Source organism: Hydrobacter penzbergensis, from assembly GCF_900106985.1.
Classification (GTDB): Bacteria; Bacteroidota; Bacteroidia; order Chitinophagales; family Chitinophagaceae; genus Sediminibacterium; species Sediminibacterium magnilacihabitans.
Window position 1 is genome coordinate 81,759 of the sequence record NZ_FNNO01000002.1, and the last position, 22,247, is coordinate 104,005.

The 22,247-nt window shown below is 47.1% G+C and carries 16 protein-coding genes; 10 read left to right on the top strand and 6 right to left on the bottom strand.

What is annotated here, in order from left to right:
- Positions 1–14: 14 nt before the first annotated feature.
- Together BLU98_RS03565 and BLU98_RS03570 are read left to right on the top strand one after the other, a co-directional pair.
- Positions 15–989 carry an ABC transporter ATP-binding protein gene (locus BLU98_RS03565; protein ID WP_257574682.1) on the top strand — a complete coding sequence of 325 codons (975 nt, stop codon included), beginning with the start codon at positions 15–17 and terminating at the stop codon, positions 987–989.
- A 45-nt stretch (positions 990–1,034) separates the two neighbouring features.
- The gene (locus tag BLU98_RS03570; RefSeq protein ID WP_092722096.1) at positions 1,035–2,372 is read left to right on the top strand and encodes an ABC transporter permease; all 1,338 of its coding nucleotides are present in this window, start codon (positions 1,035–1,037) and stop codon (positions 2,370–2,372) included.
- Between the two features lies 1 nt (position 2,373).
- Here BLU98_RS03570 and sov read toward each other — a convergent pair whose 3' ends face one another.
- Positions 2,374–9,651, bottom strand: a complete 7,278-nt coding sequence (gene sov / locus BLU98_RS03575) for a T9SS outer membrane translocon Sov/SprA (protein WP_257574683.1) — start codon at positions 9,649–9,651, stop codon at positions 2,374–2,376.
- Positions 9,652–9,688: 37 nt separating this feature from the next.
- The gene (ruvA, locus tag BLU98_RS03580) at positions 9,689–10,273 is read right to left on the bottom strand and encodes a Holliday junction branch migration protein RuvA (RefSeq protein WP_092722100.1); all 585 of its coding nucleotides are present in this window, start codon (positions 10,271–10,273) and stop codon (positions 9,689–9,691) included.
- A gap of 119 nt (positions 10,274–10,392) precedes the next feature.
- Between ruvA and BLU98_RS03585 the strand changes: the two genes are divergently transcribed.
- Genes BLU98_RS03585 through BLU98_RS03595 form a run of 3 tightly spaced genes read left to right on the top strand, consistent with a single transcriptional unit; the run spans position 10,393 to position 13,086 of the window.
- A complete protein-coding gene (locus BLU98_RS03585) occupies positions 10,393–11,391 on the top strand; it encodes a beta-ketoacyl-ACP synthase III (RefSeq protein WP_092722102.1) in 999 nt (332 codons plus the stop codon).
- Between the two features lie 11 nt (positions 11,392–11,402).
- Complete coding sequence (locus tag BLU98_RS03590) at positions 11,403–12,632, top strand: trans-sulfuration enzyme family protein (RefSeq protein WP_092722104.1); 1,230 nt, start codon at positions 11,403–11,405, stop codon at positions 12,630–12,632.
- Position 12,633: 1 nt separating this feature from the next.
- Entirely contained in the window at positions 12,634–13,086 is a 453-nt protein-coding gene (locus BLU98_RS03595) for a GNAT family N-acetyltransferase (protein ID WP_092722106.1), read from the top strand.
- Positions 13,087–13,196: 110 nt separating this feature from the next.
- Here BLU98_RS03595 and fabD read toward each other — a convergent pair whose 3' ends face one another.
- The 4 genes from fabD to BLU98_RS03615 are packed head-to-tail and all read right to left on the bottom strand — an operon-like array spanning position 13,197 to position 15,566.
- A complete protein-coding gene (gene fabD, locus BLU98_RS03600) occupies positions 13,197–14,087 on the bottom strand; it encodes an ACP S-malonyltransferase (RefSeq protein ID WP_092722108.1) in 891 nt (296 codons plus the stop codon).
- 25 nt (positions 14,088–14,112) lie between these two features.
- Complete coding sequence (gene folE, locus BLU98_RS03605) at positions 14,113–14,709, bottom strand: GTP cyclohydrolase I FolE (protein WP_092722110.1); 597 nt, start codon at positions 14,707–14,709, stop codon at positions 14,113–14,115.
- 17 nt (positions 14,710–14,726) lie between these two features.
- The gene (locus BLU98_RS03610; RefSeq protein ID WP_092722112.1) at positions 14,727–15,140 is read right to left on the bottom strand and encodes a 6-pyruvoyl trahydropterin synthase family protein; all 414 of its coding nucleotides are present in this window, start codon (positions 15,138–15,140) and stop codon (positions 14,727–14,729) included.
- Between the two features lie 15 nt (positions 15,141–15,155).
- Positions 15,156–15,566, bottom strand: coding sequence for a 6-pyruvoyl trahydropterin synthase family protein (locus BLU98_RS03615; protein ID WP_092722114.1), 411 nt, complete (start codon positions 15,564–15,566; stop codon positions 15,156–15,158).
- 78 nt (positions 15,567–15,644) lie between these two features.
- On the opposite strand from BLU98_RS03615, the gene mqnB reads away from it, so the two are divergent.
- From mqnB to BLU98_RS03640, 5 genes are read left to right on the top strand one after another with little or no spacing between them, the layout of a single operon-like run.
- Positions 15,645–16,313, top strand: coding sequence for a futalosine hydrolase (mqnB, locus tag BLU98_RS03620; RefSeq protein ID WP_092722116.1), 669 nt, complete (start codon positions 15,645–15,647; stop codon positions 16,311–16,313).
- Between the two features lie 21 nt (positions 16,314–16,334).
- Positions 16,335–17,162, top strand: a complete 828-nt coding sequence (locus BLU98_RS03625) for a 1,4-dihydroxy-6-naphtoate synthase (RefSeq protein WP_092722118.1) — start codon at positions 16,335–16,337, stop codon at positions 17,160–17,162.
- A 34-nt stretch (positions 17,163–17,196) separates the two neighbouring features.
- The gene (gene lnt, locus BLU98_RS03630) at positions 17,197–18,768 is read left to right on the top strand and encodes an apolipoprotein N-acyltransferase (RefSeq protein WP_139173825.1); all 1,572 of its coding nucleotides are present in this window, start codon (positions 17,197–17,199) and stop codon (positions 18,766–18,768) included.
- Positions 18,769–18,770: 2 nt separating this feature from the next.
- Complete coding sequence (locus BLU98_RS03635) at positions 18,771–19,571, top strand: alpha/beta fold hydrolase (RefSeq protein ID WP_092722122.1); 801 nt, start codon at positions 18,771–18,773, stop codon at positions 19,569–19,571.
- An 11-nt stretch (positions 19,572–19,582) separates the two neighbouring features.
- Positions 19,583–22,201, top strand: coding sequence for a PKD domain-containing protein (locus BLU98_RS03640; protein ID WP_092722124.1), 2,619 nt, complete (start codon positions 19,583–19,585; stop codon positions 22,199–22,201).
- The last annotated feature ends 46 nt before the right edge of the window (positions 22,202–22,247 follow it).

Consider the following 22,247-nt stretch of genomic DNA (forward strand, 5'->3'; position numbering starts at 1 on the left):
AATCAGTACGCTGAATGATTAAATTTGAATTCAATCATCTTTCTACCATGCAGAATATACTGGAACTAACCAACCTCAGGAAATATTACGCCACCCAGAAAGCGGTGGACGATATCAGTTTCTCCATCGAAAAAGGCAGCATATTCGGGCTACTCGGTCCCAATGGCGCCGGCAAAACCACGCTGCTGCGCATGATCACGGGTATTTTCTATCCCGACAGCGGTCATATACAATTCGACGGCAGAACTTTCAACCCCATCGAAGACGTACTCAAGATCGGGTATATGCCGGAAGAAAGAGGACTGTATAAAAAAATGAAAATTGGCGACCAGGTCATGTACCTGGCGCAGTTGAAGGGACTTAGCCGGCAAGATGCATTAAAGCAAATCAAATTCTGGTTCAAAAGGCTGGAAATGGAAAGCTGGTGGACCAAGAAAGTAGAAGACCTGAGTAAGGGCATGAGCCAGAAACTGCAATTTGTTACTACCGTACTCCACGAACCGCAACTGATTATACTGGATGAGCCTTTCAGCGGCCTCGACCCGCTCAACGCCAACCTCATCAAAGACGAGATCTATGGCCTTGCCCAGCGTGGCAGCACGGTTATTTTCAGCACCCATCGCATGGAGCAGGTGGAAGAGATCTGCGACCATATTGTATTAATGAACCTGGGCAAAAAAATACTGGATGGAACAGTTGGCGATGTGAAACAACAATTCAAAGAAAATAAATTCAGCATCAAATTACAAGAGTTGCCTGCACATACCAGTAGCCCGGCTTTCAATGTAATTGATCAGCAGGCGAATGCCTTCACTGTAAAGATCAACGAAGGCCATAAAAGCAACGACGTGCTGCAATTCTTTCTGCAGCAGCAATGTACCATCGAAGCTTTCCAAGAGATACTGCCTTCGCTCAATGATATTTTCATTCACCTCGTAGAAGGTAGTAAAGCAAAGACAAGACAATTTAATGACTCAATGGCTCAATAGCGCAATTACTCAATGATATTCTGACAACTATCAACCACCATCTCCATGAATAAGACTTTACTTGTTGCCCAACGTGAATTTCTTACACGGGTGCAGAAAAAAACTTTCCTGCTTTCGACCATCGGTCTCCCCCTGCTCATTTTCAGCCTCTATGCAGGCATTATCTATTTTTCGGTCAAATCAACCGATCATTTCAAAGTAGCGGTGATCGATAAAGCCCATCTTTTCAATGGCAGTATCGATGACAAAAAAACAACCGAGCTCATCTTCAATTTTGTAAACGATGATACCGCGTCTGTTCAAAAGCAACTCGACAATCATACTTATGATGCCTACCTGTATGTGCCTGCAGGCTTTTCAATCAGCTCGCCTTCCGATTCGCTCCAATTGCGCTCCGGCAAAGCCATCGGCCTGCTAACCCGTGAAACCATCCAGAAACGCATCAGTGGTGCACTGGAAGAGAAGCGGCTTTTGTCGATGAATATTTCCAAGCAGCAGCTCGACAGCGCCAGGGCCGAAAAAGATTATATCCGTTTTTCCAATGCTGCCGGTAAAACAAACAACGATTCCAAAGTAGGTATAAGCTATGCTGTAGGGATGATTTCAGGTTTCCTCATTTACATCATCCTGTTCCTTTATGGCACCATGGTGATGCGTGGAGTGATGGAAGAAAAAGTCAACCGCATTGCCGAAGTGATCGTGAGCAGCGTAAGGCCTTTTCAACTGATGATGGGTAAAATACTGGGCATTGGTTCTGTTGGATTGGTTCAATTTGTTATCTGGATAGTGCTGGTGTTTGGCCTTCAACTGATCCTCCCTATGATCTTCCCCGATCTTGCAACGCAAATGCAAGCACAGCCGATACAACCCGGTACGGTGGGTGCTGCACAAGCGATGAAAGCCAGCGGGGCGATGGGCGGCCTCATGAGCGGACTCAGCGACATCAATTTCCCGCTGATCATTGGCTGTTTTATTTTTTATTTCATGGGAGGATATTTCCTCTATTCATCGCTCTTTGCTGCGGTGGGCAGTGCGGTAAACGAAGACCCGCAGGATGCACAAAGCCTGTTGCTGCCCATTATGATGCCGGTAATATTTGCGTTGGTGATCATGACCAAGGCCGTCAACGACCCCAACAGCAGCCTGGCCGTATTTGGAAGCCTGTTTCCCTTCACATCACCCATCGTAATGATGGCCCGTATCGCTCATGGCATTCCCGATGGCGTTACATTGATCCAGTTGCTGGTGAGTATGGCATTGCTGGTAGCAGGTTTTCTTTGCACCACCTGGCTGGCCGGCAAAATCTATCGCACAGGTATTCTCATGTACGGCAAGAAAGTTACCTGGAAAGAAATGTGGAAATGGGCGTTTCGTAAGAATTAATTTATTGTAAAGCGATCCGCACACTAACACCTGCACGCGTTTGGGTACTGGGCGCCGATGTCGAAATATAAGGGATCGTTTTTCTTTGGTCGTAGAAGAATTTGATGTTGATCCTGCTGTTCAACACATAATCAACGGCAGGAGAGATCGTAATTTCTTTTTGTCCGCCTGTACCATAAGCATTACTCTGGTCGAGCCTGCTGTTGCTGTTAGATACGTCACGCATCGACAGATCAAGCTTCAGGTTCAAATCATTCACCAGTTTCTTGCTGTTGGCGCCTGGTATCTTGAAAGGCAGGTTCACCCCACGTTTGCGCCAGCTGAACCCAAAGATCCATTCCGTAGCACGGCTTTCGGTCAGTTGATAGTCAATCAGGCTAAGACTTAATTGCCTGCTCTTCCGGTATTCAAATTTAAGGTTGAGTTGTTTGATCGTAGTTACATCCACTCCAATCAAGGGCTCAAATTTTTCCTGCATAGTCATATTGGGTACCAGGAAGAAAGGAATATAGTTGCCGCTTACCGTATCAATAAATCCGGGCGCATTGAAACGGAAAGGATCACGGTACAACAATGCACTATTGAAACTATTCATGCTCAACTGGCCACTATACGCATGTGTAAGCGTAATGCCACTGAACACCGAAGCCAGGGCAGGTATCTTACTCAAACCTGTATACGTGACACGCCAGTTCGGCTTAGGCATAATGCCTTTGAACGGATTAGAAGAGATTTTTCCATTCGACTGGTTGATCAAAGCAATACTGTTAGGGTCTTTGCCGGTATATGCGGCCAGGAATGCAGGCACCAGCACATCCTGCGAATAACGCCCATAACCCGTTGCAAACCCATCAGCCCCGAATTTCTGTGTTCCGGGCAACGCCTGCCAATAAGGGTTCGCGGCAGCCACACGGCGCGACACGATGATACGATTGTTCTCGAATGTTTTGAACAGATCGGATATTTCATTCGGATTTCCCTTCTGGAACAAAGTATTGAGTGCAATGTAGGATACACTGAACCCGCCGGTAGCCAGGGGATTGAGATGCCTCATCGTACCATTACCCAAAGTATCCTTGAACAATTCTGAATAGTCTTTCGAAAAACTTTTTTCAAGATTGAGGTCGATCACCAGGTCGCGTATCGGTTCTATCTGCGCTGTTATGTTGAGCCGCTGTTCAAAATTCTGCCGGTACAGGAAATTGAACGTACTATCCCTGCTCAACAATCCTTTCGCTGCTTTTTCGTTCAGCCAAGTAGTATCAGGCTGCCGCCCGAAAACATAATCCAGTCCTGGCGCCATCGTATTCCAATCCTGCCCCAGCAGTTTGGTCTTATCCATATAACCGGGCACCCGGCTGTGATAATTCTCCGCATAATTCACCGTCACCCCCTTAATCATAGTGAGTAACCGGCCCGCAGTTCTTTCCAATCCATTCAATTCCGGTAGCTGACTGGCTTTCAATAAACGTTGTGCAATCCGTTCATCACGCTTTCGCTCTCTCCATTTACGCAATGCATCTGCCCGCGGCTTTCCCGTAAGACCACGCAAAGCTTCTTCTTTGGTGGGAAGCGTAGACCCCAACAGGTTGTTGTTCGGTTTGGCCGGCCCTCCAGTTTTGGGCTTAGGCGGTGGTATGTTGTCCAATGCCCGCAACCACCTCGATTTTGCATACAGGCTGGCAAAATTAAACTGCGCATTCATATTGTTTTCCTGCGAGTTCTCAATGGTATTTCCCAAACCGGGCGCCAGCAAGCTTCCCCCAATCCAGTTATACGAAGTACCATAACTGTAACGAGCAGTAATCCAGTCTGTCAGCGGAATCTTGTTTAGCGGAATGTTATACCCGAGTATAGCTTTTTGCTGGTAAAGCGTATTCCTTCCCCCTTTGAAAAAATTATTCCGCACCGAATCTTTCTTCGCTTTGGTATCGATCCGGCCATAAGGCTCATCCACACGCCCATTATTAGTAGCAGAAAAATCAAAGTTGAGCGAATGGGTCAGATCCCAACGCATATTATAATAACGGTCGAACGTAAAATATTTATCGTAGGTAGTGTCCACACGATCTACCTTACTGTCGATCGTATTCACAATCCGCGGGATGAACTCTCCGAACTGCCGGTTCACATCGGCCCTGAAACTAAGATAGGAAGGCATGGGGCTGAAGTTGAAATCCCGCAGGAGCGACAGCCAGGGCGAACGGCTGCGCACCAGTTTTTTAAATGGCTCCACAAAACGGCTCGATCTGTTATAAGTATAACCCAACCCTCCACGGTGCCTCACAACCGTGTTCTGTTGCACAATGGGGCTGCTTTGTTGCATCTCTGTATAAGAATAACTGAAATCAAAATTGCTCAGCTTCAACAGGCCCGGTTTTTTGCCCGGCAATATCCGCACGTTGGTAAAGTTCAATGTTTTGATGGTGGTCTGGTCAATCGCCGCATTACGTATGGAATCCCGTTGCGCTTGTGTCTTAGCCGCATTGAGTTTATCCTTGTAACGGATATCCATATCATAAGGATCATACTCAGGTGTGTACACCGTACGGTTGATGCTCGCATATACCGGTACCGACAACCGTGCTCCTTTGGGAACCAGTTTACCTGCATCAATATTGGTGGCCACATCAAATTGCATCAGGTTATCCCGCGCTCTTTCGTTCACCCGCTGTTCAATAGAACCAAAACCTTGTGTATGCGTATTGGCTGATACCGACAAAGTACCCAGGTCTGCCATCTGCACATCTACCCTGCCCAGTGCGGCCCATCCGCCATGTTCGTCCAACTCCGATAAACGAAGCTCATTCACCCACATTTCGGTGCTCAGCATGGGGCCATCTACTTTATATGGATTCTCAACCCCTACCAGCATACCCCTCAATTCTCCCAGGTTGGGATTACCCAAAATGGAAAAGGTTTTATTGCCTACTCTTTCGCGATAAATAGTAGCGGGCGAAGCGCCTTTGCTATTCCTGCGCGTTTTCATATCAATCAGTTCCCGCAGGCTGAAATCGAGGTTGTTATCGGTGGGCCATACTTTTTCTTCCTGTCCAACCGGGTAATTACCCGGTGGTGTGATCCTCAATGGTATCTTGATCTCGTAGTAGTTGTTCAGGAAATCCTGGCCAATACGTATGATGGCATTCAGTTCGCCGTCTTTCACCACGCGTTGTCCTGTTACAGATTCTGCGTGTATATACATAGACAACTTGCCGTATTGCCTGATATCCATGTTCAGCGTTTTGAACACGCCCCTGGAATCTCCACTCGCCAGGTTGCTGATGCGCAAGCTCATCGCCTGTTCGTTCTGCTGCAGGTTCACGCCGTTATTGCTGAGTATCTGCATCCGTTGTACATCGGGTGGCATAATATAATTCACCGGCTGGCGGCTGCTGTTTTCTTCCAGGTTAACAGCCAGTGTATTAAAACTGGTGCCCGAATTGTTATTCACTGGTACATAAGAACCGGTAGTATCTATCTGGAAAGCGAACTGCCTCCACACATTACGTACCAGGTCGAGCTTTGCAAAACGCAACACCACAGAATCATCAAAGCCCGTCAGGTACATGCGCATGAAACGGATCGATTTGAAATCGGGTATATTCCCTATTTTCCTCGTGTATGATCTGATGGGTATGCGGAATAAGAACCAGTTTTCCACGTGCGTGGAACCATCGGCAGCGTTCACGGTTACCCGTCTTTTATCGGTGATATAAGGAGAAGTGCCTACATCCATACCTGGAGCTATCGGTATCTCGTATTCGTAATACGATTCATTTTCGTTCAGCGTATTATCGCGGTTGAGGTCTTCATTATCGGGGTACAAAGTGGCGGCAGAAGTGAATTGCCCGTTTGTTGTAGCCACCGGTGAATTACCCTGCGGGTTGTTATAATTCTTGTACCTGCCCAAAATACCTGTACCGGCCTGGTCGAACGTAGCATCGCGATACCATTTGTAATTATCGCTTGCAGGGTCATCATAAGTTTTCTTATACACTTCAGAACCCGTACCAAAATTATTGGCAAGCCTGTCCAGCACATACGATTTCTTTCTTCGCTCTCCTGCATCGTCCAACCCGTCGAAACCCACATCCTGGTAAGGCCTGTCATCCGGATTATTGCTGAAAGCCTGCGTAACCTGTATGGGATTCACTGGTGTTTTTCCCCAGGTATTGCTGCTGTCTACCGCCGCAGGAATATTAGGTGTGTTCATCCCGTTCTCATAAAAACGTTTGCCGTCTTTCAGGATATCTTCGCTCACATCACCAAAGTTCAAAAACAGTTTACCTCCTTTACTGCCGGGATTTTTGATGAAAGGGTCCTGCACCCAGGCTTCTACAAATTCAATATTACCCGTTTCAAAATCGGTCTGGTCGAGCGCACGCATCAGGCCTCCCCAGCGGCTCGAGGGTCTGGTAAGTTTACCCGCAGCCGTTAGTTCTGTTGAGCGTGTTTCGAAATTATACGGCCCTTTTTCAGTAGGATAAAAAGCCAGGTCAAACGTAGGCGTTTGTACATCGGTAATATTGGTTGTTCGCTGTGGGAAAAGTTCTTTGGTGAATACCTGCCGCACCCGGGGGTCGCTCAGTTCATCGAGGTTTCTGCGCAAAGGGTTATTGGGACTATTTTTGTCCTGCAGGTTGGGTTCAATATTATACCAGGCGAGTTTGGCCCTGTTAAAATTGTAATCAATTGAATCGGTTAAAGTAGCTTCAGGAAATTTGGGATTGCCTGCCGGCGTTGAAGCCAATGCCCAGGATACAAAGGGAAAACGCAGATCAATGTTGGTACGCGTTCCTTCAAAGTCATCAATATAGATCAACCCCTGACTTCCCTTGCCTATCTGTTGCGGGTGCCCGGGCTTAAGTACCGCCGCCTCACCGTAAGCACTGATGGCTGACTTTGCTTTCGTAGAATAAAAAGGCAGTTTGTTCAGCATACGGGTGAGTCCCGGCCATTCCGACTGGTAGCTGAAATCTACCCCATACATGGTATTACTGATGGGGTCATTTCCATAATCCATCTTGGTAAAGAAAGGCCTTTCACCCAGGTGCTCCACCATAGCGCCTACCGCTAATTTTTTATTGGCGATATAATCCAGTCGCAATGCAGAAAATCCCCGCTGTTGCATGCCGAACGTAGCATTGTTCTCGAACGATACATTCACCGGCACATTGGAATTGATGATGGCCTGGTTGAGGATCTTCACCGAGCCCAGGTTATAGTCCACCGTAAAATCCGCTCCTTCCCGCAGTTTTTGTCCCCCTGCCGTTACCGACACCGACCCCGGCGGAATATTGAACGCATTGAGCAGGATATCGGAGCCGCCGCCGCCACTGCCTCTTACCTGCCCCTGCATCACAAAGCGATTCAGGTTAGCGTAGGTTTGTGCAATGGCTTTGATCGAATCGTACAATTGATAATACAGATATTTTTTCTTGATGGCAGGAGACATGCCTGCAAATGCAAGTGTGTCCAGGTCGCGGCCAAATGGCTCCAGTACAGGAAACACAATGCGGCCCGACTGCGGCAATACCGTGAATCCTTCCACATAATCGAACACACCATCCGGCTGCGGGTCGTTACGGCTGTTGAGCCGGTCGAGGTTCAGTATGCGCAATAAAGGCTGACCGTCTACCGCCTGTGAAGTTTCGGGCAGGTATCTTTTGAGGCCTCCGCTGGGCTCCTGGTAAAGTACATTCAACTTAAAATCTTCACGCTGGATACCGCCGAACACATCCAGCGAGTACACGTTCTTCATCATCCATCCCCAGATAGGTAATTGTGTTCTTTGCGAAGTGGCTTTCAGCAATTTCAGGAACAATACTTTCTGCACACCTTTGGAAGAATCCAGCGCCACATCCTGCGAAAATTCTCCCACCTGGTATACCCTTCCGTTATAAGTATACTGGTAAGCCACTGCCAGCACTTCATCGGGCTGCAATTGAAGGTTCAGTGAGAGAAAACCTACTTGCGGGTTAAAATAATATTCCGTTGTATTCAGCTTACGTGCAAAAGTCTTTTCGTAATCGTCCACTGCATGCAACCCTCTTGCCTGCAACAAGCCATTGATGATGGCAGGGTTGCGTGCACTGGGATTGCTGGCCAGCGAGTTGTACAGGTTGTTGGCGCCATTAAAAGGAAGTGGACTGCCACTTTGCGAAATAATTGACGGGTTATACGGCGTCTGCTCACCCAGGTCCATCAACCCAACGATATCCCTTGCATCGGTAGTGGCACCCGTACGGTTGGTCACCCATACTTCCATCCGTTGTATCTGCACCTGTGAATTCACCACCGGCAGGTTCTTCATCACCGTATTGTATTGCTTGCGGAAATATTGTCCGAGTAAGAAATGCCTGTTCTCTTCATAATTATCCAGCGTTTTCTGGAAGCTCTGCGTAGCCGTACCACCCTGTAACATCACCGATTGACGCGATGAACGCTGGTTGGCAACCGCAGCTGTAACAAAAAGTTTACCAAACTGCAGTTTTGTTTTGAGACCGAACAGATTCTGTACGCTGGGAATCAGGGTTCCTTTGGACTGGAAAGAAATATTACCTGCTTCAATACTTTTGATGAGCTCATCATCCATGCCCCTGTAATCGAGCTTCAGCAGGTTATCGAAGCTGAGGTTTGAGAGGGTATTGTAATTGATGGGAAATTTCAGCTTGTCGCCAATATTGGCGTTCACGTTCAGGTTCGCATTCATATCGAAATCGAACCCGCCGTTCTTTCTCGCCCTTTCCGGCAGCGTGGGGTTTTCTATTTTTTGTCCCTGGTAGCCGGCCATGATGTTCACTTCTCCACTGGGACGAATATCCACTTTCAATTTATTGTCAGACCCGCCTATCAGGTTATTGATACCGAATATCCGGTCGAACAATTTATTGTATACGCGCATTTTCGGTCGCTGCGCTTTCTTATTCAGCAAGGTCAGCGCATCGGCCCTTTGTTTGAAATAATCTGCTTCTGCTTGCTGTCCGCTTAGACGCCAGTATTCATCAAAACTGAGATAAGTAGGGGTTCGATAATAACCCTTGCCTATTTTTTCAATGATATAATACTGTTTTGTTTTGGGATCGTATTCGATCCGTCGTTTGATGAGTGAGGTATCGCGCAGATCAAAAGGGTTCCGGCTCTGGGCAGAAAACGCGTCACCGCGACGGTCTGTGATAGGATAACGCAAAGAATCCGTTCGCTGGGCCTTTGTAATAAGGGGGCCGGCTAACAGGATAAGGATGACGCAGATATGAAAGCAGCTGATTTGCCTCAAAGCTGGTTGCTTGGTTAAGTAGAAATGTTTGCGATATCTATAGGTTTTTGAGTGCTTCTTTGATGATGGTTTCCAGGGATGCATCAGCCGCCAGAGAACCCATTGTTTTTTTAACTGCTTGTTCCGCCATCGGTCTTCCGATACCCAGGGCTACCAGTGCGTGCACCGCATCCGCATCAACGGAATGAGGCATACCTGCCATAGCAGGCCCTTGCAGGGCCTGTTTGCCCAATTTATCTTTCAACTCCACGATCAGCCTTTCTGCCGACTTCTTTCCTATCCCTTTGATACTTTCCAACTGCCGGGTGTTGCCTTGCACAATGGCCCGGGTGATCTCCTCGGGTTTCATGCCCGATAACATCATCCTGGCCGTAGTAGCTCCCACGCCCGACACACTGATGAGTTGCAGGAACAATTCCTTCTCTGCCAGTTCGGCGAAACCATACAAAGTATGGGCATTTTCGGTAATATGCAGGTAAGTAAACAGCAGGCCGCTCTCCTTATTGCTGATGGCCGCATAAGTATTGAGGCTCACCTGCAGGTCATATCCTACGCCATTCACATCCACCACTATCCTGGCAGGTGTTTTTACCACAAACTGTCCTCTTACAAAAGCTATCATATATTATTCCAACCAAAAATATAGGATTCGGACTTAATTAAAAAGGGGGTATAAAATGATTTATGGATATTTGCAGTCGTTCAGATTATTAATTCTTTGATTATTAGCGTACGATTAAGATGAAGACTACAGCAGCTATTACCGCAGTAGGCGGTTATGTTCCCAAAGACAAGCTCACCAATTTCGACCTGGAGAAAATGGTGGAAACCAATGATGAATGGATCCGTACCCGTACCGGTATTGAAGAAAGAAGGATTTTAAAAGAGCCCGGCAAAGGCAGCAGTGATATGGCCGTTCCCGCCATTGAAGAGATATTGCGTAAAAAGAACCTCGACCCCAAAGAGATCGATTGTGTGATCTGTGCCACCGTAACGCCCGATATGGTATTCCCGGCAACTGCCAATATCATTTGTGACAAGATAGGCGCTGTGAATGCCTGGGGCTACGATATGAGCGCCGCCTGCAGCGGGTTCATCTATGCCCTTACCACCGGTGCCATGTACATAGAAAGTGGTCGTTTTAAGAAAGTGATCGTGGTGGGGGTAGACAAAATGAGTGCCATCATCGATTATACCGACCGTGCCACCTGCATTATTTTTGGCGATGGAGCCGGCGCTGTATTGCTGGAGCCTGCCACAGATGAGAACAGCGTCAAAGACAGCATCCTCAGGAGTGATGGCAGCGGACGCCACCACCTGCACATGAAGGCAGGCGGATCGGTAAAACCAGCCACCGTAGAAACCGTGCTGGCCAAAGAACATTTCGCTTACCAGGAAGGACAGGCCGTTTTCAAATTCGCCGTTAAAGGCATGGCCGACGTGAGCGCCGAACTGATGGAACGTAACCAACTGACCGGCGACGATGTTGCCTGGCTGGTGCCTCACCAGGCCAACCTGCGCATCATCGATGCAACGGCCAACCGCATGGGATTACCAAAGGAAAAAGTAATGATCAATATCCAGCGCTATGGTAATACCACCGCTGCCACTATCCCGCTCTGTTTATGGGAATGGGAAAGCCGCCTCAAAAAAGGCGACAATGTTGTATTGGCAGCATTTGGTGGTGGATTTACCTGGGGAGCCACCCTCATAAAATGGGCTTATAATACACCCTCTTAAAGAATTGCGTCATGAGTGAAACATTTAACCTCACAGGCATCAGTTCCGTTGCCATGCACACTGCCGGGCACAACAATGCGGAGCATGCCCACCTTACTCCTATTTACGCCACTTCTACTTTTACTTTCGATACGGCGCAGGAAGGGATGGAACGTTTCCTGGGCAGTGATAAGACGAGGATATACAGCCGTTGGGGTAACCCCACGTTTACGGCAGCAGAAGAAACCATTGCAGCCCTGGAAGCATTCGGATTGAAGGATGAACAAGGGAATCCCTTGCAATTGAAAGCTTTGCTGCATGCGAGCGGACAAGCTGCTATGGCTACCCTGTTCCTAAGCAATCTCAAAGCAGGCGACACTGTTTTATCGCATTACTCTTTGTATGGTGGCACTTATGAGTTGATGCATAAGGTATTGGGACAAACCGGCGTTAACATCCGCATCGTAGATATGCGCGATCTCAACGAAGTGGTAGATGCGATCAAAAAAGATAGCACCATCAAGTTGGTGCATATTGAAACACCCGCCAACCCAACCATACAGTGTGTAGATATTGAAGCCGTAACACGCATCGCCAAAGAAAAGAACCTGCTGGTTTCGGTTGACAATACTTTTGCGTCTCCTTATCTTCAGCAACCTTTCAAATACGGAGTAGATTTTGTATTTCATTCCACCACCAAATTCCTCAATGGCCATGGCACTGCTATTGGCGGGGTTTTGTTGGGGAAGGACCTGGAAAAGATGAAAACAAACGTATGGAAATGGCATGTATTGTTGGGCGGCAACAGCAACCCATTCGATGCATTCCTGCTGAGCCAGGGACTCAAGACCCTGGAGTTACGCATGGAAAGGCATTGTGCCAATGCTATGGAAGTGGCGCGTTTTCTGGCTGCTCACCCTGGGGTGGCCCATGTGAATTACACAGGACTCACTTCACATCCCGACTATGCCGTTTCTCAAAAACAAATGAAACATCCCGGCGCCCTCATGAGTTATGAATTGAAGGGCGGCATCGAAGCAGGCAAGCAATTTATCGACCGTTTGCAAATGTGTGTGCGCGCTGTTTCATTGGGAACTGTTGATACATTGATATCGCATCCTGCCAGCATGAGCCATGTAGGTGTTGCAAGAGAAGAACGTCTTAAATATGGCATCACCGATGGATTGATACGCATGAGCGTGGGCATTGAAAACATAGCAGATATTCTCAACGACCTCGACCAGGCTTTAAAACTTCACTAACATGGCAGCTATTCATATCAGAAGAGCGGAAAGATCGGATTGTAAAAGATTATTGGAACTGGTGAGCGAGCTTGCCGTGTACGAGAAAGCGCCGCAGGAAGTAACTGTTACGCTGGAACATTTCGAAAAAAGCGGTTTTGGTAAAAAGCCCGTATGGTGGGCCTTTGTAGCCGAGATCAACGGCAAAGTGGAAGGATTCGCACTCTATTATATACGCTTCAGCACCTGGAAAGGGCAATGCCTTTACCTCGAAGATTTTTTAGTGACAGAAAAACTGCGCGGACTCGGCGCCGGCACCCTGCTGTTCGATCGTGTCATTGCCGAAGCCAAAGAAAAAGGTTTCAGCAGGATGGTATGGCAAGTGCTGGAATGGAATGAACCGGCAATCAATTTTTATAAGAAATATCCTGTTACTTTAGACGGAGAATGGTTGAACGGGATATTGGATTTCTGATTTTTATTCCGTACGTCATCCTGAGCGAGCGAAGCGAGTCGAAGGACCTGCTGAATCTTCGGTCAGATCCCTCGACTCGCTTCGCTCGCTCGGAATGACGATCAAAGTAATTAATTCACCCCGTCTACCTGCGCCTCTTTGTGTATTTTTTGCACCAATCCCTGTAACACTTTTCCCGGTCCAACTTCTGTAAAACGCACAGCTCCATCGGCTACCATGGACTGTACACTTTGTGTCCAGCGAACAGCGCCTGTTAATTGATCAATCAGGTTCTTTTTGATCTCAGCCGTATCAGTTACGGCCCTGGCTACCACATTCTGGTAAACCGGGCAGTTAGCTGTATGGAAAACCGTTGATTCTATGGCAGCAGCCAGTTCTTCTTTGGCGGGGAGCATCAACGGACTATGGAAAGCGCCGCCTACCGGCAATACCAGTGCACGCTTGGCACCTGCAGCCTTCATACGTTCACAGGCAATGTCGATACCTTTTATGGAACCGCTGATAACCAACTGGCCGGGGCAGTTGTAATTCGCAGCCACCACTACTTCACCGGTTTCTGCCTGTACAGCGGCGCAGATCTCTTCTACTTTGGCGTCATCGAGCGCCAGTACAGCCGCCATCGTAGAAGGTGTTAACGCGCAGGCTTTCTGCATGGCCTGTGCTCGGATGCTCACCAATTTCAATGCATCTTCAAACTGTAATACACCGTTGGCAACCAATGCAGAAAATTCTCCGAGTGAATGACCCGCTACCATATCGGGACGCGCATTTTCAATTGCACGGTAAGCGATCACCGAATGCAGGAATACCGCCGGTTGTGTAACATTGGTCTGCTTCAATGCTTCATCGGTGCCGGTGAACATGATATCGCTGATGCGAAAGCCCAGAATGGCATTCGCCTGTTCAAATAAATCTTTTGCAACAGCATTGCTCTCGTATAAATTTTTTCCCATTCCTGAAAATTGGGAACCCTGACCTGGAAAAACATAAGCATGCTTCATATCCTTACTTTTTGATTTTTATTGTTTAATCCAGCTTTGTGCTGATGAGTTTCAGGAACTCACTTCTTGTGGGATTCTTCATGAATTCTCCATCGAAAGCAGAAGTAGTGGTTACCGAATTCTGTTTCTGCACGCCACGCATCATCATACATAAATGTTTGGCTTCAATTACCACTGCTACGCCTAACGGGTTCAATGATTCTTTGATCGCCTCAAGTATCTGCGTGGTAAGCCGTTCCTGTACCTGCAAACGGCGGGAATACACATCTACTACCCGGGCCAGTTTGCTCAGGCCGGTAATCCATCCGTTGGGTATATAGGCAATATGCGCTTTACCGAAAAAGGGCAGCATGTGGTGCTCACACATGGAATAGAGTTCAATGTCTTTTACAATGATCATTTCATTCACTTCCTCCTTAAAGCGGGCAGAATGAATGATACTCCTGGCATCGAGGTGATATCCCTGGGTAAGGAACTGCATGGCCTTGGCCACCCGCTCGGGTGTTTTCAGCAACCCTTCCCGCTCAGGATCTTCTCCCAGGTGTTCCAGTACGCCATGATAATGTTTGATCAGTTTCTCGGTAGTATGTTCGTCGTAATGCTCTTTTTTTGAGTAGGCCATATGGTAAGATTAAGGCTTCATGCGGGATATTCCACGAAATTTCTTTTGGTTTCATACAACCTGACCGTTAGCTCGAGGTGTTCAGGTATTCGCTTACGCAAGAGTTGGTAGATCACCACTGCAATATTCTCTGCTGTGGGGTTCAGGTTGGCAAATTCTACCGCATCGAGATTGAGGTTTTTGTGATCAAACCGGGTATGCACTTCTTCACGTATGATCTCACTGAGATCTTTCAGGTTCATGACATAACCCGTTGCCGGATCAGGTACACCTACCAGTTTCACCACCAGTTCATAATTATGCCCGTGGTAATGCTCATTGTTGCAGAGGCCGAACTCCGCATTGTTCTTTTCCTCACTCCAGGCAGGATTATGTAACCGGTGCGCTGCGTTGAAATGCTCTTTTCTAAAAACGGCTACTTTATGGTTCATCACCTGTTGTTTAGGTTATTCGCCAAAATATTCCACGTAAATGCGTGAAGTTTCATACAATTTAATACAATGCAGCTTTACCTGCTCCGGTAAATGCGGTTCCAACTGTTTCCAGATGCCAATGGCCAGATTTTCGGTACTGCACAACTGTCCGGCCATAAAATCAACATCCATGTTCAGGTTCTTGTGATCCAGTTTGTCAATCACATGTTCCTTGATAATCACACTCAGTTTCTTTACATCGTACAAAAAACCGGTATCAGGGTCAGGATGGCCCTTGATGGTAACAAATAATTCATAATTATGCCCATGCCAGTTCTCGTTGGCACAAACACCGAATACCGCTTCGTTCTTTTCTCTGCTCCAGGCCGGATTAAAGAGTTTATGGGCCGCATTAAAATGTTCCAGCCTTGTTAAGTACACCATTCTTCGCTAAAAATTTGGGCAAAGTTAAGAAAACTCACGAAGTCGGAAAGTTGGCCGGTTTTCCTAACCTTTGCATACATGCGCATCACCATCACTTCCGCTACCGTTGGGGAATGGATGCCCTCCTTTCTCCAGGTCAATACCCTTTATACCGGGCAAAGCCACCGGCTGAAACTCAGCTTTCACCAGTGTGGTGTGGGTATGCTGGCAACAGCGGTATCCTTATCTCGACTAATCGCCGAAGAAAAACCCGATCTGATCATACAGGCAGGTATTGCCGGCACTTTCGATCCTAAAACCCCGTTGGGCAAACTGGTGGTTGTAAAAGACGAAACATTGGGTGATATGGGTGTGGAAGAAGATGGCCGATGGAAAGATATTTTCGATCTCAGGCTCGAAAAAAGCAGCTATCATCCTTTTGAAAAAAGAAGACTGCCCAATCCCTGGCTGGCACAGTTCAACCTGCTGAAATTACCGGAGGTCAGCGCCATTACAGTGAATGAGGTTACCACACGTGCCGACAGGATGGAACAGTTAGTAAAAAAATACAATCCGCATACCGAAAGTATGGAAGGCGCCGCACTGCATTATGTATGCAGGGAAGCGAATATCCCGTTCATACAGGTAAGGGCTATTTCCAATTATGTAGGCGAGCGTAACAAAGAGCACTGGAAGATTAAAGAAGCCATCGATAGCCTGAATGAACATTTGTTGAAGTATGTAGAGAAGCTTTATAAAATCAAATGACTCAATGCAAACCATAATCGTATGACACTCGGTTTTTCTCCCTGTCCCAATGACACTTTTATTTTCGATGCCCTGGTCAATCACAAGATCGACACCGAGGGACTCGATTTTGAAGTAGTGTTGGAAGACGTGCAAACCCTCAACGAATGGGCCTTGCAGGGAAAGCTCGATATTTCCAAGATCAGTTACGGCGTACTGCCCCTGGTGCTGGAACAATATGTGGTGCTGAACAGCGGTGGCGCATTGGGCGTAGGCGTAGGACCATTACTGATTGCCAAAAAAGCCATTGATATGGCCAATGTAGACCAACTGACTGTAGCTATACCAGGCATCAATACCACTGCACATATTTTATTCTCACAGGCATTCCCCAAAGCCCAAAACAAATCTTTCCGGGTATTCCATGAAATCGAGCAACTGGTACTCAATGGAACGGTTGACCTGGGCGTGATCATCCACGAGAACAGGTTTACTTACCAGCAAAAGGGATTGCATAAACTGATGGACCTGGGTGAATATTGGGAACGGCACACAAAAGTGCCCATACCATTGGGCGGCATCGTAGTGAAGCGCAATATGGAAACCGCACTTGCAGAAAAAATCGACAGGCTCATTCGCAAGAGCATTGATTATGCCTTTGCACATTATCCGCATTTATCTGATTATATCAAACAACAGGCACAGGAAATGAGCGAGAAAGTGATGCGCCAGCACATCGATCTCTATGTGAACAACTATTCACTCTACCTGGGAACCGATGGCAAGCAGGCGGTACAAACATTACTGGATGTATATGCCCGGATGAACAACACCCAGATTCCGGCGAACAGGGCCGTTTTTATTTCTTGAGTGTTTTACCGAAATTGCCTTTAAATCTGTTGTTTTGAAAAGACTCCGTTTGCCCTCGCTGGCGCTGTTATCGGGCATGCTGCTGATAGCTGCCTGGCCGGTATCTCCCCTAACACCTCTGATCTTTATTGCCTGGGCACCCTTGTTGGGTATTGCTGATCAGGACATCAAACGCAATCCTTTCTTCGGTTATACTTTTCTCACTGTTCTTTTATGGAATACCGGCACCACCTGGTGGATATGGAATTCCACAGATGTGGGTACCATCGCCGCTATCCTTACCAATACATTGCTCATGTGTTTGCCCTGGTGGGGTTATCACATTTTCAAAAAAAAATACGGTCGCCGTTTGGGCTATACAGCATTGGTTTGTTTTTGGATGTTGTTTGAATACATTCATTTCAACTGGCAATTGAGCTGGCCATGGTTAACGTTGGGAAATGCATTTGCGTTGCATCCGGGATGGATACAATGGTATGAATATACCGGCGTGGCGGGAGGAACTTTGTGGGTGTTGATCGCTAATATCTTATTCTTTGAATTATTCCTTTCACTACGCAATAACAGACAAAGAACCATCAGGCTTTCCGTACTCCTTATTACTTTATTCACTATTTCGCTGAATGCATCCTGGTTATCGCAGCCTGCAGAAAATAAAACAGTTGCGCCCGGCAATGTTGTCATTGTTCAACCCAATGTAGATCCTTATGGTAAATATGCGGCAGGCAATGAAGCGGCGCAGGTAGCACAACTGGTGCAGCTTTCCGAATCCGCCATCGATACAGCTACACGATTACTGCTCTGGCCCGAAACGGCCATGAGCGCACAGGAATGGCAACACCGTATCAGGGATAATTCTTTTTATCAACCTGTTTTTGCATTAGCAGCCCGTCATCCTCAACTCACTATTCTTTCGGGCATCGACAGTTATAAAAGTTATGGGACTACCCCATCAACCCTCACCGCGCGACAAGCACCCGATGGCACTTATTACGATGCAATGAATGCCGCAGTGGCGATCAAAGACAGAGAACCGCTTCAATTCTATGATAAAAGCAAATTGGTTCCCGGGGTAGAATCACTACCCGACTTTCTGCATTTCATGGCGCCGGTCTTTGAAAAATTCGGCGGCACCACCGGTGGTTACGGACGTTCCGATGAATCTGCGGCATTCCAGGTAAAAGGCAATCCCTATATTACTGCTCCCATTATATGCTACGAAAGTGTTTATGGTGAATATGTTGGCACCTATGTACAAAAAGGCGCCAACCTGTTAACCATCATGACCAACGACGGATGGTGGGGCAATACGCCAGGGCACCGGCAGCACCTGCAATATGCACGCTTACGTGCTATTGAAACACGCAGATGGGTGGCCCGTAGCGCTAATACCGGTATCTCGGCTGTGATCGATCCGTCGGGAAATATTCATGAAACTCAACCGTGGGACCGGGCAGCTGTTATTAAATACAATATCCCCACAACCGATACCCTGACTTTTTATGTGCGCTATGGCGATTATATCTACAAAACCATATCACTGCTTGCTTTGTTATTGCTTGCCTGGCATTTATTGATCTGGGTTAAAAGAAAGTGGAGTAAATAATCATGCAACGTTTTTTCTCATACCGGCACCAAAGCATCTCCTATCGCATCGAAGGCGAAGGCAAACCAGTAGTATTGCTGCATGGCTTCGGGGAAGACGGTCATATCTGGGACCAGCAAATTGCTTACCTGAAAGCACATTGCCAGCTCATTGTTCCCGACCTTCCCGGAAGCGGTTCTTCGCAAATACTCTCTTCAACATCATCTGCCATTTCCATTGAAGATTATGCCGATTGTATCCATGCATTGCTGGAATATGAAAAAATAACTTCCTGCATCATGCTGGGGCACAGCATGGGAGGATATATCATGCTGGCTTTTGCAGAAAAGTATCCTGCGCTGTTAACGGGCATCGGATTGGTGCACTCCACTGCATTTGCGGATAGTGCCGAGAAAAAACAAAACCGCACACGGGGTATTGAACTCATGGAAACATATGGCGGCCAGCAATTCCTGAAAACAACCATTCCCAATTTATTCGGACCGGCATTCAAACAAACACATCCCGCACAAATAGACAACCTCATCGCAGCTGCTGCAGGTTTTTCTACTCATGCATTGCAGCAGTATTATGCAGCCATGCGTGACCGGCCCGACAGGACCCATGTATTGAAAAGCAACCCATTACCTGTTTTATTCGTTATAGGAACAGAAGACGTAGCTGCTCCCATGAACGATGTTTTAAAACAAACGCATTTACCTTTAAAATCATACATTCATGTACTCGAGGGCATAGGCCACATGAGTATGTGGGAGGCGCCGATATTATTAAACCAACACCTGCTCGTTTTTATCAAAAGTTAGCTGTACCGCTTATGAAGAAACTGCTCTTCATAATAAGCATCTTACTATTTTCTTTGCCTGCTATTGCCAAGCATATTGCCGGAGGTGAATTGATGTATCAATACCTGGGTGATGCCGGTGGAGGCAACAGCAATTATCTCCTCACTTTACGGCTTTTCAGGGATTGCTTTTCTACAGGCCCGCTCCTCGAAAGGGAACAGGTAAACGTGGGCGTATATGATGAAAACAACAACCTCATTAGAACTGTTATACTGCCTATTTCAGGAGCCGTCAGCACGCTCATACTCAATACCGGCGCTTTCCCTTGCCTGGTGGGAAATGTAAATGTTTGTTACCAGGTGGCTTTGTACACCAATACCGTAACCTTGCCCGATAATACCGGCGGATATACACTGTCGCGCACCGGTTGTTGCCGGATCGATAATATCTCGGGCTTGTCACAACCCAGTTCTGTGGGCAGCAATTATGTAACGCATATACCCGGAAGAAATAAACTGCCGATCGGTCACAACAGCAGCCCTACTTTCAATGTCAAAGACACAGCACTCGTGTGTGCGAACCGAAAATTCACACTCGATTTCGGCGCCACCGATGCCGATAACGATTCACTCACTTATGCCTTCTGCAATGCTTATACTTCAAGTAACGGTTCCAACAACCAACCGCCGGCTGCTGTTCTCTCACTGATACCACTTCCTTATGCATATCCATATAATGGCAAACAACCTTTGGGATCAGGGGTTAGCATCGATGCAAAAACAGGCATGATTCAAGGAATTGCCCCGCCAGAAGGACAGTACGTGGTCAATGTATGCGTTTCGGAATGGCGCAACGGAAATGCTATTTCCGAACACAGAAAAGATTTTATTCTCAAAGTGCAGAACTGTGATATTGCGGAAGCTATTCTTCCTTCCAGGATCGTTCGTTGTGATACCAACCTCGTGAAGTTTGAAAATCTTTCAGCTTCATCGGCCATCACAAGCTATCGATGGGATTTTGGCGACCCGCGGAGTCCGGCTATAGACTCAACACCTACTCCCACCCATGTTTATACAGATACCGGCACTTATACCGTGCATCTATTCATCAAAGGACCTAAAGGTTGTACTGGAAGCGATAGCACCAAAGTAATGGTATACCCGGGATTCAAACCTGCATTTACCATAAAGGGCAGTTGTTATTTCAAACCTTACCAGTTCACCGATGCAAGCTTTGCCAGGTACGGCGTAATCAACAGTTGGTTCTGGTATTTCAATGATGCGGCTACCGATGGTAAGGACACTTCTCACCGGCAATACCCTTCTTATACATATAAACAACCCGATACCAGCAATATACGCCTCATTGTAGGTAGCAACAAAGGATGTGTTGACACTGCATTTCAAACATTGATCGTGAGAGACAAACCGTTCATTGCCGTCCCTTTTCATGATACGCTGATTTGCAGCATCGATACGCTTCCCATTAACGTAAAAGGCAAAGGCAATTTTTCCTGGCTTCCCAACAAAAACATCCTCAATGCCAATACAGCTAACCCGCTTGTATTCCCGCAAGACACTACCCGATATATTGTAAGTTTAAACGATGGCGGTTGCATCAATACCGATACCGTTACCGTGAACGTGTTATCTTATATCACGGTACAACTGAGACCTGATACCGTTGTATGCGCTACCGATACATTCCAGCTGCATCCCGTCAGTCATGCGTTGCGTTATCAGTGGACGCCGGTTGCATCGCTCAATAATCCGTTGGTCAAGTATCCGCTGGCAAATCCCGCAAGTAACACCACCTATTCCGTTATCGCCAACCTGGGCAAATGCGAAGCTTCGGCACATATTTTTGTAAAGATTTCTCCTTACCCCGTTGCGCGGATGGCCATACCCGATACGACCATCTGTTATGGTTCAAGGGTAGCACTCAAAGCTTCTTATACCGGTACGAATTACCAATGGTCGCCTACTGTTTCGCTCATCAACACGCGTACATTGACGCCCGTTGCAGGTCCGGGAAAAAGCACCCGTTATTTTTTCACAGTCATCGATACCACGGCAGGCGCTTGTCCTAAAGCAGTAAGCGATTCCGTAAATATTACCGTTATTCCTATGATTATGGTAGACGTAGGAAAAGATACTTCTGTGGTAGCAGATCAGCCTTTACAATTGAATGCTGTTGCGCCTATGGCCAACCGCTTTTTGTGGGCGCCTGCAACCGGACTCAATCAGGTCAATATCGCCAACCCGGTTGCACAATTGGGTATTGATATCGATTCTATCCGTTACCGGGTGTTCGCTTATGGGGCAGGCGGATGTTACGGAGAAGATGATATAGTGATACGCATTTTCAAAACGCAGCCTGAAATATTCGTACCCAGCGCATTTACGCCCAATGGAGATGGCAAGAACGATTTGCTGAAACCCATGATCGTAGGCATCAGTACGTTGCGGTATTTCAGGGTACTGAACCGTTGGGGACAAATCGTATTCAGTACCAGCGAGCCGGGGAAAGGCTGGGATGGAACTTTTAATGGACTGAAGCAACCTGCGGGTACTTATATTTATATGACCGAGGGTATGGATTATACGGGTAAGGTGGTATCCAGGAAAGGAACTGTTGTATTGATCCGTTGATAAAATGACTTGCTGATCTTTTTATCAGTTTTATCAAAATGCTAAC